The following is a 14,339-nucleotide window of genomic DNA, read 5'->3' on the forward strand; positions in this document are numbered from 1 at the left end:
CTTGACGTTGACGCGTCCTGTCCACGTTGAGTCCAGGTGGACGCCCGCGATCAGCGTTGAACCCGCCGTGCAATGTGCACCGGAGACAACGTTGTCATCGTCGAAAATAGCGTCAACTTCGCATTGATTCAGGCGTGGTCGATGTTGATTCAGCGCCAATCAACATCGAGTCGATGTAGATCTGCGTCATCAACGTGGATTGGTTGTCGTCAACGAGCACCGGCGTTGTCGACGTGGACGGAGCTCGTCAACGTTGATCAGTCGGGATCAAAGTTGACTCGACATTGGTTGCCTGAGGTTGATTGCGGGAGCCGGGTGTCGACCGCGGGTCAGCTCGCCGCCGTGATCCGGATGCCCACCGATCCGGTCCGCCCGCGCCGCAGCTTGCTGCCGAACACCGTGATCCACCCGAACAGCCCGTACTTCTTGGTGATCCGCGACCGCACGGCATCGCTCTCGTCGTCGTCCAGCAGCGCCGCGTGCGCCTTGACCGAATCGCCCTTGGGGTTGCCGCGGACGTCGCACGGCCCGATCTCCACGTCCCCGCTGCGGCGGATCCGCTTGACCTTGCCGGTGTCCCGCCCGCTCCAGGCGTAGATGACGCCGTCGCTCTCGCCCGGCACGACCCAGACCGGGGTGGGCACCGGGGTGCCGTCCTTGCGGAACGTCGTCAACAGCAGGTACTTGCCCTCGCCCAACTCGGTGATCATGGCGCCGCAGCGTAGTCCCCAGGCCTCCCTTGTAGGCTTTCCCGCATGTCAGTCGCGGTCCGTGTCATCCCCTGTCTCGACGTCGACCGGGGCCGGGTGGTGAAGGGCGTCAACTTCACCAACCTCGTCGACGCGGGCGATCCCGTCGAGCTCGCGAGGGCGTACGACGCCGAGGGCGCGGACGAGCTGACGTTCCTCGACGTGACGGCCAGCAGCGGCGACCGCGAGACGACGTTCGACGTCGTGCGCCGCACGGCCGAGCAGGTGTTCATCCCCCTCACCGTCGGCGGCGGCGTGCGCAGCCCCGAGGACGTCAACAAGCTGCTCCGCGCCGGCGCGGACAAGGTCAGCCTCAACACCGCCGCCATCGCACGCCCCGAGCTGCTCAAGGAGTGCTCGGAGCGGTACGGCGCGCAGTGCATCGTGCTGTCGGTCGACGCACGGCGGGTGCCCGGCGGCACCGGCTTCGAGGTCACCACGCACGGAGGCCGCAACGGCACCGGCATCGACGCGATCGCCTGGGCCGCGAAGGGCCAGGAGCTGGGCGTCGGCGAGATCCTGCTGAACTCGATGGACGCCGACGGCACCAAGGCCGGGTTCGACCTGGAGCTCCTCGAACTGGTGCGCCGCGAGGTCGACGTCCCGCTGATCGCCAGCGGCGGCGCGGGCGCGATCGACCACTTCCCGCCGGCCGTGGCCGCGGGCGCCGACGCCGTGCTCGCCGCGAGCGTCTTCCACTTCGGCCAGCTCCGCATCAGCGAGGTCAAGGACGGCCTGCGCCAAGCCGGTGTCGTGGTGCGATGAAACCCGTCGAGGTGCGGGTCGCCTCGGCGGTCGCGTTCGGCGGCGCCCTGGTGTTCTTCGTGATCGGCCTGGTGCTGTGGCGCACGACCGGCGACCCGGACGTGCTGAAGCTGCCGTCGTTCATCGCGATCCTCGAACTGCCCGTCGCGGCGTCGCTGCTCATCAGGCTCCGGTTCATGCACTACCCGGCGATGATCGTGTTCATCCTCGTCGCCCTGCTGCACCTCGTCATCGTGCTGGCAGAGGGCCCGGCGTGGGCCCGCGTCGCGTCCGGGGTGCTGTCCGCCGTGCACATCTACGGAGTGGTCCTGCTCAACACCGGACCGGCTCGTGAACACCTGGGAGGTCCCCGTTGAGCGGCCAGCTCGATCCCGCCGTCGCCGATCGGCTCAAGCGCACCCCGGACGGCCTGGTGTGCGCGGTCGCCCAGCAGCGCGGCACCGGTGAGGTGCTCATGGTGGCGTGGATGGACGACGAGGCGCTGCACCGCACCCTCACCACCCGCCGCGCGACGTACTACTCGCGCAGCCGCGAGCAGCTGTGGGTGAAGGGCGAGACCTCAGGGCACACGCAGTACGTGCACGAGGTCAGGCTCGACTGCGACGGCGACACGCTGCTGCTGACGGTCGACCAGGTCGGCGCCGCCTGCCACACGGGCGACCGCACGTGCTTCGACGCCACGGTGCTGCTCGCCGAGGCGTGAGCGGTCAGTCCAGGTCGCCGGTCAGGTAGCGCTGGAGGTTCGGGGCGACCGTCCGGACGACGGTCTCCAGGTCGGTCGACGCCAGCGGCTCGAACTGCACGACGTACCGGACGATGCCGAGCCCGACCATCTGGGTCGCGCACAACGTGGCGCGGAGCTCGTGCTGCTCGGCACCGAGTTCCGCGATCACGTTCTTGAAGATCGCGTTGATGAGGAACGACTTCAGCGCGCCCGCCACCTCCGGCTGGCTGGTGACGCTGCGGATCAGGGCCGAGAACGTGCCGCCGCCGGTCGCGTCCCACACCGTCACGAAGGTGCGGACGATGCGTTCTCCCGCCTCTTCGGCCGGGCCGTCGAGAACCCGCTTGAGGATCTCGGCCGGGTCGAACGGGAGCTGCAGCACCGACTGCGCGAACAGGCCTTCCTTGCCGCCGAACCAGTGGTTGACCATGGCGGCGTCCACGCCCGCCTTGGCGGCGATCGCGCGTACCGTGGCGCCGTCGTAGCCCTTCTCGATGAACACCTCGCGGGCCGCTGCGACGAGCGCGGCCTTGGTGTCCTCGCCCGCGGCGCGACGGCCTCGGCGTTTCTGGTTGACTTGCTCCACGTGGGCCATAGTTCAACAGATGTTGAATTTATGCAACAATTGTCGGCATGGTGAGCGTCATCGGGGCTGTGGCCGCCGCTGGTCTGGGGACTGTGAGTCCTACGCGTGAGGAGTTCCGCGAGCTCGCGGTGAACCGTCGGGTCATCCCGGTGGTCCGCAAGCTGCTCGCGGACGCGGAGACCCCGGTCGGCCTGTACCGCAAGCTCGGGGCCAATCAGCCCGGCACGTTCCTCTTCGAGTCGGCGGAGAACGGGCGCTCCTGGTCGCGCTGGTCGTTCATCGGCGTGCGGTCGACGGCGGCGCTCACGGCGACGGGCGGTGAGGCGTTCTGGACGGGGACGCGGCCCGTCGGCCTGCCCGACGGCGGTGACCCGCTGGAGGCGTTGCGCGAGACCATCGAGGTGCTGCGCACCGACCCGTTGCCCGGCATGCCCCCACTGACCGGCGGCATGGTCGGCTACATCGGGTACGACGCGGTGCGGCGCCTGGAGCGGCTGCCCGTCATCGCCGAGGACGACCTGAAGATCCCCGAGCTGGTCATGCTCCTGGCGACCGACCTCGCCGCGCTCGACCACCACGAGGGCACCGTCACGCTCATCGCGAACGCGATCAACTGGGACGACTCGACCGAGCGGGTCGACGCCGCCTACGACGACGCGGTGCGCCGCCTCGACGAGATGACGACGGCGCTGCACACGCCCGCGCCGCCGACGGCCGCCGTGTTCTCGCGGCCCAAGCCGGAGTTCCGGCGCCGGCGCTCGCAGGCCGAGCACTTCGCGGCCGTCGAGAAGGCCAAGGAGGCCATCCGGGCGGGCGAGGCGTTCCAGGTCGTCGTGTCGCAGCGGTTCGAGATCGACACGGACGCCGACGCGCTCGACATCTACCGGGTGCTGCGTGCGACGAACCCCAGCCCGTACATGTACCTGCTGCGCCTCGACGGGTTCGACATCGTCGGGTCCAGCCCGGAGTCGCTGGTCACGGTGCGCGACGGCAAGGCGACCACACACCCCATCGCGGGCACCCGCTGGCGCAGCGAGGACCCCGAGGAAGACGCCCTGCTCGAGAAGGACCTCCTCGCGGACCACAAGGAACGCGCCGAGCACCTGATGCTCGTCGACCTGGGCCGCAACGACCTGGGGCGCGTCTGCAAGCCGGGGTCGGTGCACGTCGTCGACTTCTTCAAGGTCGAGCGGTACAGCCACGTCATGCACATCGTGTCGACCGTGACCGGTGAGCTGGCCGAGGGCAAAACGGCCTACGACGCGGTCGCGGCCTGCTTCCCGGCGGGCACGCTGTCCGGTGCGCCCAAGCCGCGCGCGATGGAGCTCATCGAGGAACTGGAGCCCACGCGCCGTGGCCTCTACGGCGGCGTCGTCGGCTACTTCGACTTCGCCGGGGACGCGGACACCGCCATCGCCATCCGCACCGCCCTGGTGCGCGACGGGGTGGCGTACGTGCAGGCCGGTGGCGGCATCGTGGCCGACTCGGACCCGCTGTCCGAGGACAACGAGTGCCTGAACAAGGCGGGCGCGGTGCTGGCCGCGATCGCCACCGCGCAGACGATGGCGCCGGCAGTTGAAAGCTAGCTCGCCGCTGTGGATCGCCGCGCTCCTGCTCGTGGGCGCGGCGGGTGCCTTCTGGGGCGCCGGCTCGGTGCCGGTCGCGTTGTTGTGCCTGGCCGCCGTCGCGGCGGTCGTGGCGCTGAGCGGGGTGACGCGCCGGATCCTCGGCGCGTTGCTGGTCGTCGTCGGCATCGCCGGTGCTTTCTCGGGCCACTGGCTGGCGATCGCCGGGGGCGTGCTCGTGGTGGCCTCCGGCGCGCTTCAGGTGGCTCTGGGGGCCCGGATGCCGAAGATCGGGATGGGCGGCCAGAAGCCCCGCGCGCACGACCCCGAGACGGACATGTGGCGCGCGCTGGAGCGCGGGGATGATCCGACCGACGATAAGACCCCTGGCGGGACGACCTCGAACGAGTGAAGATCATTCACGACGTTCGTGCATGTGACACGCGTACGGCCTCGGTTAGCTGCGGGGACACTTGAACCCCGGTGGCTGGGGCGTTACTCCGGCGGGGTTAGCATCCCCATAGCGGGAAGGGGAACAACACTGTGACGGTTCTCGAGTCGATCCTCGAAGGTGTGCGTGAGGATCTCGCCGCTCGCGAGGCCAAGTTGCCCTTCGCCGTCGTGAAGGAGCGGGCCGCCAAGGCCACTCCGCCGCTCGACGTGCTGTCGGTGCTGCGCGGGCCGAACGTGGGTGTCATCGCCGAGGTCAAGCGCCGCAGCCCCTCCAAGGGCGCGCTGGCGGAGATCCCGGAACCGGCCGAGCTCGCGTCCGCCTACGAGGCGGGCGGTGCGTCGGTGATCAGCGTGCTGACCGAGCAGCGCCGCTTCGGCGGGTCGCTGGCGGACTTCGACGCGGTGCGCCGGGCGGTGAAGATCCCGCTGCTGCGCAAGGACTTCATCGTGTCGCCGTACCAGGTGCACGAGGCGCGCATGCACGGTGCGGACGTGGTGCTGCTGATCGTGGCCGCGCTGGAGCAGAACGCGCTCGTGTCGCTGCTCGACCGCGTCGAGTCGCTCGGCATGACGGCGCTCGTCGAGGTGCACACGGCCGAGGAGGCCGACCGCGCGCTGGAGGCGGGTTCGTCGGTCATCGGAGTGAACGCGCGCAACCTCCACACGCTGGAGGTCGACAAAGACGTTTTCGGCAGGATCGCTCCGGGGCTACCCTCGGAGACGATCAAGATCGCCGAGTCGGGTGTGACCGGGCCCGGCGACCTGATGTCGTACGCCGGCGCGGGTGCCGACGCGGTGCTCGTCGGCGAAAGCCTGGTGACCAGCGGAGACCCCAAGGCCGCCGTGAACAAGCTCGTGACCGCGGGCTCACACCCCGCGTGCCCCCGGCCCAGCCGGTAGGGCACGGTTGATCCAAGCGCCAGAGGAGTTACCCGATGGGCCAGTTCACGCCCACACCGCATGATCCCGACGCACGTGGCCACTTCGGCCCGTGGGGCGGCCGGTTCGTCCCGGAGGCCCTGATCGCCGCGGTGGACGAGTTGGCCGCCGAGTACGACAAGGCGCGGCTCGACCCGGAGTTCGTGAACGAGTTCAAGCGCCTCCTGAGGGACTTCGCGGGCCGTCCGTCGCTGCTGACCGAGGCCCCGAAGTTCGCGGAGCACGCCGGTACACGGGTCTGGCTCAAGCGTGAGGACCTCAACCACACGGGTTCCCACAAGATCAACAATGTGCTCGGCCAGGCGTTGCTGACCAAGCGCATGGGCAAGCAGCGCGTGATCGCGGAGACCGGCGCCGGCCAGCACGGCGTGGCGACGGCGACCGCGTGCGCGCTCCTCGGCCTCGACTGCGTCGTCTACATGGGCGAGGTCGACACCGAGCGCCAGGCGCTCAACGTCGCCCGCATGCGCCTGCTGGGCGCCGAGGTCATCCCGGTGAAGTCCGGCTCGCGGACCCTGAAGGACGCGATCAACGAGGCGTTGCGCGACTGGGTCGCCAACGTCGACGAGACGCACTACCTGCTCGGTACGGCGGCGGGTCCGCACCCGTTCCCGCTGATGGTCCGCGACTTCCACCGGATCATCGGCATCGAGGCGCGCGAGCAGATCCTCGAGAAGGCCGGTCGGCTGCCCGACGCCGTCGTCGCCTGCGTCGGTGGCGGCTCGAACGCGATCGGCATCTTCCACGGCTTCATCGACGACGCGGACGTCCGCCTGGTCGGTGTCGAGCCCGGCGGCTCCGGCCTGGACAGCGGCAGCCACGGCGCGACGCTGACGGCGGGTACGCCCGGTTCGCTGCACGGCGCGATGTCGTACGTCATGCAGGACGACGACGGCCAGATCACCGAGGCGCACTCGATCTCCGCCGGTCTCGACTACCCCGGCGTGGGTCCCGAGCACTCGCACCTGAAGGACATCGGCCGCGCCGAGTACTTCCCGGTCACCGACGCCGAGGCCATGGAGGCGTTCGCCCTGCTCTCGCGCACCGAGGGCATCATCCCGGCGATCGAGTCCTCGCACGCGCTCGCGGGCGCGCTGAAGCTCGGACCGTCGCTGGGACCGGACGGACTCCTGGTCGTGAACCTCTCCGGCCGCGGTGACAAGGACATGGACACGGCCGTGAAGTACTTCGGCCTCGCTGACGGGGGACAGGCCTGATGTCGTTGTCCGACGTGTTTTCCGCCGCGCGGGCCGAGTCGCGTGCTGCGCTGATCGGCTACCTGCCCGCGGGCTTCCCGACGATCGAGGGCTCCAAGGCCCACTTCCGTTCGATGATCGAGTCCGGGTGCGATCTGGTCGAGGTCGGCCTGCCGTTCTCCGACCCGGTGATGGACGGCCCGACGATCCAGGCCGCCGCCGAGCAGGCGCTGTCCGCGGGTTTCCGCGTGCGGGACCTGTTCGACGTGGTGGCTGCCGTGTCCGACGCCGGTGGGCGTGCGGTCGTGATGACGTACTGGAACCCGGTGCTGCGCTATGGCGTCGACGCGTTCGCGCGCGACCTCGCCGCCGCCGGCGGTCTCGGCATCATCACGCCCGACCTCGTGCCTGACGAGGCCGATGACTGGATGGCCGCGTCCGAGGCGCATGGCCTCGACCGGACGTTCCTGGTGGCGCCGTCGTCGACCGAGGAGCGCATCGCGATGACCGCGCGTGCCTCATCCGGTTTCCTCTACGCCACCGCGGTCATGGGCGTCACGGGCGCCCGTGACGTCGTGTCGTCCGCCGCTCCCGCTCTCGTCGCGCGGGTTCGTGAACACACCACGCTGCCCATCGGTGTCGGGCTGGGTGTGCGCTCCGGTGCGCAGGCCGCCGAGATCGCCGGGTTCGCGGACGGCGTCATCGTCGGGTCGGCGTTCGTGTCGGCCGCGGGCGAGAGCGATGCCGCGGTGCGCGCGCTGGCCGCTGACCTCGCCAAGGGTGTGCGATCGGCTGTCGCTCCCGTCTGAACCTCCTTTGCGTCTCGTGAAGCCGCGCGGCCTGATGGCCGGGCGGTTTTGCTTTGTGTCGCTTGCGAAGCCGCCTTTGCAGCGACGGCCTCACTTCTCGGTTGTCGGGTGGCGCGGAATTGCTTGAACGGGTCGAACATCGTGCTCGCCATTGAGTGGTTGTCGGGATGGCGGCTGTGCAGTTGCCGGGAGCCTTGCCTCCTTTCGGAGCCTTTGACGTTCCTCCAAGAGCATGACATGGATTCGAACACCTGATCGAGTGAATCCAGGTCGGTTGGGACCAAAACCCCGTTTGACTGTCGGTCTGAGCTGCGAACGTGGGCTCATGTACAAGCCAGCCATTCGCCCGGCGTGCCACACTGGTACTCGCCGGGCGGTTTTCGGAGGTGATGCCCAGTGGCAGCTCCAGCAGAGACGGCACCAGCCCAGTACCTGTTGCCGAGGCACGTGGGTCCCTGGTCGCTCGATGACGTCTTGTCGCTGCCCGAGGACAACAGCCAGCGCATCGAACTCGTTGACGGGATGCTTCTCGTGAGCCCGCTGGGGTCCTACCGGCACCAGCAGCTGGTGGGGCGTGCGTACGGGTCGTTGGTCGGTGCCTGTCCGACCGATCTCGAAGCGACGATCGAGCTGAACGTGCTGCTTTCCAGCGGCCGTCTGGTGATTCCGGACTTCACCGTGGTGCGGCCGCGAGAAGCCGGCGTGATGTTCCCGGTCTCCGATGTCGTGCTCGTCGGCGAGGTGTTCTCACCGAGCACGCGGCTGAACGACGAAGGCCTCAAGCGCGGCCTGTACGCCAGCGCGGGCGTTCAGTACTACCTGATGGTCGACCCGAGCCAGCGGGAAGTCGAGGCCACACTGCTCGAACTCCAAGGCGCCGAATACGTCGAGATCGCTACCAGTGAGGCCGGGGTGCTGACGATCGAACGGCCTTTCCCGGTCACCATCAAGTTCTAGCCGTAGAGCCACTCCAGCCGTTCGTGCAGTTCGGCGATGGTCCACGAGGCGAACATCGCGTCGCGGGCCGCAGCCGCATCGCCGGCTGGGTGGTAGACCTCCCGACCCATAGCCCTCGAGGCGTGGTGGACGCGCGCGGTCCGCTCCGAGCGGAGCGTCACGTACCGCGCAAAAGAGGCGGCCACGTCCTGAGGGTCGAAGACGGAGGATAGGCAGACGGCGTCCTCCAGCGCCTGACAGGCGCCCTGCGCGGCGTACTGCAGCACGGGATGGGCGGCGTCTCCCAGCAGCACGACGCGTGAGTCCTGCCAGTTCGTGACCGGCACTCGGTCGCAGAGCACCCACGCACGCCACTCGCCGGCGAGTTCCATGATCCGAGCGGCGTCGTCGCACAACGGCGTGAAGTGCTTCATCACCTCGGCGTGCTCGACGGGCTTGCCGTTCACGGGCTCCGTGGCTCCGCTGTCCGTGGTGGCTACGAGGTTCACGAACCGTCCACCGGCGATCACGTACCAAACGACGTGGTAGCGCGGCCCCGCCCACAGCGTGACCACGTTCTCCTTCAACGACTGCGGCACCTTCTGCGAGGGGATGACCGCGCGGAACGTCGTGTGCCCGGACACCTGCGGATCCCCGTCGCCCACGAGCTGCCGCCGCACCGCCGACCGCAGCCCGTCGGCACCGATCAGCGCGTCCCCGTGCACGCGATCGCCCGACCGCAGCACCGCCGTGACCCCGTTCGCGTCCTGCATGTAGCCCTCGACACCGCTGCTGACCCGAAGGTCGATCCGCTCATCGTTCTGACAGGCGTCGAGCAACGGCGCGAGCACGTCGTTGCGGTGCACCACCGCGTAGGTGCCGAACCGCTCCCGGAAGCCCGCGTCGACCGGCAACCCGGCGATCTGCCGCCCGGACACCCCGCACCGCAGCCGCAACTCGTCCACGTGCACGGCGCGAGCCCGCACCGCGGCACCCACGCCCAGCGAGTCGAGCATGCGGAACCCGTTGGGCCCGACCTGGATGCCGGCGCCGATCTCCTCGAACGCCGCCGCGGCCTCGAGCACCGTCACCCGCACCCCGGCCCGCGCGAGCCCGAGCGCCGTCGCCAGCCCGCCGATACCGCCGCCGACCACCAGGACCGTCATGTCCGACCTTTCGGGAGTCCGCCCAGAACCGCGTCCGAGTATTTCGGTTCGTGCTCGGCGGTGGGCACGGCAGGAGGGCTCGCTTCGGGGAAGTGTCCGTGACGCTCGGTCCGCCCGGCTCGGGTCTACACGATCATGAACCCTGAGGTTGGACGTTCGGCCCGCAGGTGGATGAACGGGCACCGTTCCGCTGTCCGACGAGCGGCTCACAGCCGCACAGCCCGGCGTCCCAGAGTTCGAGCCCAACGCGCCTATGCGCTGCTACCACACACACGCGCCAGGCCGGGTACCCCCGATTTCTATTCTAGTGATCGGCACCGACAGGGTTCGGGCTCGATAACGATCGAGCGCCCCCACGGGACCCTCACGGGCCGACCGGTACGGTGGGCGCCGTGTTGGACGCCCTTCTGGCCACGATCCCGAGTCCCGACCGCGGTGTTTGGCACCTCGGTCCACTCCCCATCAGGGCCTACGCGCTGTGCATCATCGCCGGCATCGTCGCCGCGATCTGGTGGGGTGAGCGCCGCTGGGTCGCCCGCGGCGGCATCAAGGGTGAGGTCACGGACATCGCCGTGTGGGCGGTGCCGTTCGGCCTCGTCGGCGGGCGGCTGTACCACGTCATCACCGACAACCAGAAGTACTTCGGGCCGGGCAAGAACCCGCTCGCGGCGCTGGAGATCTGGAACGGTGGCCTCGGCATCTGGGGTGCGATCGCGCTCGGTGCCGTCGGCGCGTGGATCGCGTGCCGCCGCAGGGGCATCCCGCTGCCGGCGATGGCGGACGCGCTCGCGCCCGGCATCGTCCTCGCTCAGGCCATCGGGCGGCTCGGCAACTACTTCAACCAGGAGCTCTACGGCGGCGACACGACGTTGCCGTGGGGGCTTGAGATCTACCGCCGCGTCACGCCCGAGGGCCGTGAGGACGCGCTGGCGGGCATCGCCATCGACCACACGCCGATCCAGGTCGTGCACCCGACGTTCCTCTACGAACTGCTGTGGAACCTCGGTGTCGCGCTGCTGATCGTGTGGGCGGACCGGAAGTTCCGGCTGGGCCACGGCCGGGTCTTCGCGCTCTACGTCGCGGGCTACACGGTCGGCCGGTTCTGGATCGAGATCATGCGCACCGACGAGGCGACGCTGATCTTCGGCACGCGCGTGAACGTGTTCGTGTCGGCGATCGTGTTCTTCGGAGCGGTCGCGTACTTCGTCATCGCCAAGTCCCGTGGTGAGCGTGAGGATGTCGCCGCGCTGCGCGGGACAGGCGGAGATCCCGTGGCAGAGACGGCGGACGCGACCGAAGCGGAAGCCGTGGAGGACAAGGGCGTCGCCGAGGACACCGAGGCCGACGTCGCCGAGAAGGACAAGAAGAACTTCCCGGAATCCGTCAAACCGGAGTGATCTGTGCGCGTGCTCGTCGTCGAGGATGACGACCGGGTGGCCCGAGGCCTGCTGACCGCGCTGCGGCACGCGGGGTACGAGGTGCATCGGGTGGCCACGGCCGCCGACGCGCTGCGTGCCGCACCCGCCGACGTGGTGCTGCTCGACCTCGGCCTGCCCGACGGCGACGGCCTGGACGTGTTGCGCGAGTTGCGGCACCGGCCGGGCACCGCCGTCATCACGGTGACCGCGCGCGGCGAGGAACGTGAACGCGTGCTCGGCCTGCGGGCCGGGGCCGACGACTACGTGGTGAAGCCGTTCGGCACGTCCGAGCTCCTCGCCCGGATCGAGGCCGTCCTGAGGAGGACGCGCACGCACCGGGCGGAGCCGGAGGCCGAGGGGCCGCTCCAGATCGGACCGCTGCGGATCATCGCCTCGACGCGGGTCGCCACAGTGGACGGTGAGCCGCTCTCGCTGACCCGCAAGGAGTTCGACCTCCTCGCGCTCCTCGCGACCCGCAAGGGCGAGGTGGTGAGCCGCGACTTCATCGTGGACCAGGTGTGGCAGGCGCACTGGGAGGCGCCGTCGCGGACGCTGGACACGCACATCGCGGCGTTGCGAGGCAAGCTCGGCGGGCACGTCAAGATCGAGACGGTCAGGGGAGTGGGCTACCGGCTCGCCACGTGACGAGTGTCCGAGAGACATCCACAGTCCGTTGCGGAACAATCACAACCGATGCTCCGCCGACTGCTCGTCATCACCGTTCCGCTGCTCGTCGCCCTGGTCGCGGCGCTCGGCATCCCCTTGGCGTCCGCAGTCGTGCAGCGTGAGACCCAGACGACCTACCTCGACCGCCTCAGCGACGCGAGCAGGTTCGCGGCGCTCGGCGAGAGCGCGTTGCAGTCGGACCGGCTGGAGGCGCTGAGCCAGGAGATCCAGCGCTACGACACCCTCTACGACATCCCGGTCGCCCTGGTCAGCGCCGACAAGCGGATCCTGCTGGCGTCACGGCAGGGGTTCGACCCCAGCAACGACCGCGAGGTCCTGAAGTCGCTCAACACGGCGCTGAACGGCGGCGTGCGGCCCGAGCCCGAGTACACGGGCTGGCCGTGGCGCACCGGGCCGATGGTCGTCGTCGAGCCGGTCGGGCGGGACAGCGAGGTGGTGGCCGCGGTCGTCACCATCTCGCAGACGGGGGGCCTGCGGACCGAGGTGCTGCGGCAGTGGGGGCTGATGGCGCTGGCCGGGCTCGCGCCGATGCTGGCCGTGGTCGCCGCCGCCTGGCCCATGTCGCGGTGGGTGCTCAGGCCGGTCGGCAGGCTCGACGAGGCCACCGCCGCCGTGGCCGCGGGCAACCTCGACGTGCGGGCGGACGAGGTCGGCGGGCCGCAGGAGCTCCGACGGCTCGCGCGCAGCTTCAACACCATGGTCGACGTCGTCGGCAAGGCCCTGAACAGGCAGAAGGCGTTCGTGGCCGACGCGTCGCACCAGCTGCGGAACCCGCTGGCGAGCCTGCGGCTGGCCGTGGACAACCTCGAACCGCACGTGGAGGGCGAGCTCGCGCGGGAAGCGCACCAGATCGCGGTCGAGGAGGCCGAGGAGATGGGGCGCGTGCTCGACACGCTGCTCGCCGCGACCAGGCTCGACAGCGCGCGGCAGACCGAGCCCGTCGAGATCGACCAGCTGCTCGCGACGCACCGGGCGGCCTGGCAGGCGCTCGCGAGCCGGTCCGGTGTCACGCTGAGGATCGACGTGCCGGCGGGCCTCACCATGCAGGAACCGCCCGGCGGCCTCGGCAGCGTGCTCGACGAGCTCGTCAGCAACGCCTTCCGGCTCGCCAACGCCACCGAGGTCACGATCACCGGCGAGCACGGTGAGCTGCACGTCGTCGACAACGGCGACGGCCTGAGCCCCGAGGAGCGCGAGCTCGCGCTGCAGCGGTTCTGGCGCGCCACCAAGCACCAGAACATCGCGGGCACCGGGATGGGGCTCGCGATCTGCGCCGAGCTGATCGAATCGGCCGGTGGCACGCTCACCCTGCACGACGCGGATCCGGGACTGGACGTGAAGGTCGCCCTCAGCGCTTCACGGAACGGAACCAGCGCATAGCGCCGTCGTGCAGCGGCACGAGGCCGGTCGCGATGCCGGTGCGGACGTTTATCCGCGACGCCTCCGGGTGGCCCTCGACGATCCGCGCGGTCTCGGTGAACACCGTGCGCGTCACGACCTCCACGACGTCCGCGCTCAGCGACTCACGCGCCAGCAGCAGGTTCGGCACCGCGAACGTCTGGTTCGCCGCCACGCCCTCGTAGGTGGTGCTGGGGATCGTCGCCGGGATGTAGGGGCCCTTGTACTTCTCGGCGAGCCTGACCGCTTCCTGCGGGATGTTGACCAGCCGCACGTCGCCCTGCAGGTCGGTGATCGCGGGCGTCGGGATGCCGGTCAGCGCCAGCATCGCGTCCAGCGACCCGTCCGCGACGCGGCGGGACGCCTCGGCGTGCGCCATGCGTTCGTCCAATGCGGACAACCCGAAGAACTCCAGCATCCGCTTGGCGGTGAACTCCGTGCCGGAACCGATGGGACCCAACGAGATGCGCTTGCCCGCGAGATCGCCGAAGGCGTGGACCGGTGACCCCGCCGGGACCGCGATCTGCATGAAGCTGTCGTAGAGCCGGCCGACCGCGCGGACGCTCTGCGGGTCGTCGATGGGGTCCAAAGAGGACAGCGCGAGCTGGGCCTCACCCGAGCGCAGCAGCTGGAGGTTCTCGACCGATGCGGCCGTCGGGATGGCGGTGACCTTCGTGCCGGGCAACTGCTCCGCCAGCGCGGCCGCCAGGGCCCCGCCGACCTCGCGGAACACCGCGCCCTCGGGACCGGTCGCGAGCACCAGCTCAGCGGGTGCCTCGACCCTGCGCGGGGTGCACCCGGCAAGAGCCAGTCCGGCCCCTAGCAGAAGCGTGCGACGGCTGAGCGACACCGATGAAGCCTAGCTGTTACGTCAGGGCTGTCTGAAGTTTCCTCAGGTCGGCTTGTCGGGTCAGGTGGCGCGGCTCACTCTCTGTCCAACACGTAGTT

General features: G+C 69.7%; 16 protein-coding genes. 12 read left to right on the forward strand and 4 right to left on the reverse strand.

All coding sequences use genetic code 11. The features are described from left to right. Positions 1-329: 329 nt before the first annotated feature. Positions 330-710, reverse strand: coding sequence for a PPOX class F420-dependent oxidoreductase (locus LX88_RS12820; RefSeq protein ID WP_258947988.1), 381 nt, complete (start codon positions 708-710; stop codon positions 330-332). Between the two features lie 45 nt (positions 711-755). Between LX88_RS12820 and hisF the strand changes: the two genes are divergently transcribed. From hisF to hisI, 3 genes are read left to right on the forward strand one after another with little or no spacing between them, the layout of a single operon-like run. Further along, on the forward strand, positions 756-1,514 hold the full coding sequence (hisF, locus tag LX88_RS12825; RefSeq protein ID WP_030477027.1) for an imidazole glycerol phosphate synthase subunit HisF: 759 nt from the start codon (positions 756-758) through the stop codon (positions 1,512-1,514). Continuing rightward, on the forward strand, positions 1,511-1,870 hold the full coding sequence (locus LX88_RS12830; protein WP_258947989.1) for a hypothetical protein: 360 nt from the start codon (positions 1,511-1,513) through the stop codon (positions 1,868-1,870). Before hisF ends, LX88_RS12830 begins: the two co-directional genes overlap by 4 nt. After that, positions 1,867-2,217, forward strand: a complete 351-nt coding sequence (gene hisI / locus LX88_RS12835; protein ID WP_258947990.1) for a phosphoribosyl-AMP cyclohydrolase — start codon at positions 1,867-1,869, stop codon at positions 2,215-2,217. Before LX88_RS12830 ends, hisI begins: the two co-directional genes overlap by 4 nt. A gap of 4 nt (positions 2,218-2,221) precedes the next feature. On the opposite strand, the gene LX88_RS12840 is transcribed toward hisI, so the two are convergent. Next, positions 2,222-2,824: a TetR/AcrR family transcriptional regulator gene (locus LX88_RS12840; RefSeq protein WP_372511284.1), complete on the reverse strand. Its 603-nt coding sequence runs from the start codon at positions 2,822-2,824 to the stop codon at positions 2,222-2,224. Between the two features lie 47 nt (positions 2,825-2,871). On the opposite strand from LX88_RS12840, the gene LX88_RS12845 reads away from it, so the two are divergent. From LX88_RS12845 to LX88_RS12870, 6 genes are all read left to right on the forward strand, one after another. Then, positions 2,872-4,410, forward strand: coding sequence for an anthranilate synthase component I (locus LX88_RS12845; protein WP_258947992.1), 1,539 nt, complete (start codon positions 2,872-2,874; stop codon positions 4,408-4,410). Next, entirely contained in the window at positions 4,400-4,801 is a 402-nt protein-coding gene (locus tag LX88_RS12850) for a Trp biosynthesis-associated membrane protein (protein WP_258947993.1), read from the forward strand. The genes LX88_RS12845 and LX88_RS12850 overlap by 11 nt, the downstream gene beginning before the upstream one ends. Positions 4,802-4,932: 131 nt before the next feature. Continuing rightward, positions 4,933-5,742, forward strand: a complete 810-nt coding sequence (trpC, locus tag LX88_RS12855; RefSeq protein ID WP_258947994.1) for an indole-3-glycerol phosphate synthase TrpC — start codon at positions 4,933-4,935, stop codon at positions 5,740-5,742. Positions 5,743-5,777: 35 nt separating this feature from the next. After that, a complete protein-coding gene (gene trpB / locus LX88_RS12860; protein WP_258947995.1) occupies positions 5,778-6,998 on the forward strand; it encodes a tryptophan synthase subunit beta in 1,221 nt (406 codons plus the stop codon). After that, positions 6,998-7,786, forward strand: a complete 789-nt coding sequence (gene trpA / locus LX88_RS12865) for a tryptophan synthase subunit alpha (RefSeq protein ID WP_372511285.1) — start codon at positions 6,998-7,000, stop codon at positions 7,784-7,786. Before trpB ends, trpA begins: the two co-directional genes overlap by 1 nt. 396 nt (positions 7,787-8,182) lie before the next feature. Then, positions 8,183-8,743, forward strand: a complete 561-nt coding sequence (locus LX88_RS12870) for a Uma2 family endonuclease (RefSeq protein ID WP_245983246.1) — start codon at positions 8,183-8,185, stop codon at positions 8,741-8,743. Here the strand turns inward: LX88_RS12870 and LX88_RS12875 are convergent. Beyond that, positions 8,740-9,888 (reverse strand): FAD-dependent monooxygenase, encoded by a 1,149-nt coding sequence (locus tag LX88_RS12875; RefSeq protein ID WP_258947996.1) that lies wholly within the window; start codon positions 9,886-9,888, stop codon positions 8,740-8,742. The two genes, LX88_RS12870 and LX88_RS12875, sit on opposite strands and share 4 nt — an antisense overlap. 383 nt (positions 9,889-10,271) lie before the next feature. On the opposite strand from LX88_RS12875, the gene lgt reads away from it, so the two are divergent. Genes lgt through LX88_RS12890 form a run of 3 tightly spaced genes read left to right on the forward strand, consistent with a single transcriptional unit; the run spans position 10,272 to position 13,373 of the window. Further along, positions 10,272-11,285 (forward strand): prolipoprotein diacylglyceryl transferase, encoded by a 1,014-nt coding sequence (gene lgt / locus LX88_RS12880; RefSeq protein ID WP_372511286.1) that lies wholly within the window; start codon positions 10,272-10,274, stop codon positions 11,283-11,285. Between the two features lie 3 nt (positions 11,286-11,288). Next, positions 11,289-11,951, forward strand: coding sequence for a response regulator transcription factor (locus tag LX88_RS12885; protein ID WP_258947997.1), 663 nt, complete (start codon positions 11,289-11,291; stop codon positions 11,949-11,951). Between the two features lie 48 nt (positions 11,952-11,999). Further along, positions 12,000-13,373 carry a sensor histidine kinase gene (locus tag LX88_RS12890; RefSeq protein WP_258947998.1) on the forward strand — a complete coding sequence of 458 codons (1,374 nt, stop codon included), beginning with the start codon at positions 12,000-12,002 and terminating at the stop codon, positions 13,371-13,373. On the opposite strand, the gene LX88_RS12895 is transcribed toward LX88_RS12890, so the two are convergent. Beyond that, positions 13,342-14,241: a TAXI family TRAP transporter solute-binding subunit gene (locus LX88_RS12895; RefSeq protein WP_258947999.1), complete on the reverse strand. Its 900-nt coding sequence runs from the start codon at positions 14,239-14,241 to the stop codon at positions 13,342-13,344. The two genes, LX88_RS12890 and LX88_RS12895, sit on opposite strands and share 32 nt — an antisense overlap. Positions 14,242-14,339 lie beyond the last annotated feature (98 nt).

The organism is Lentzea californiensis (genome assembly GCF_024648825.1).
Classification (GTDB): domain Bacteria; phylum Actinomycetota; class Actinomycetes; order Mycobacteriales; family Pseudonocardiaceae; genus Lentzea; species Lentzea californiensis.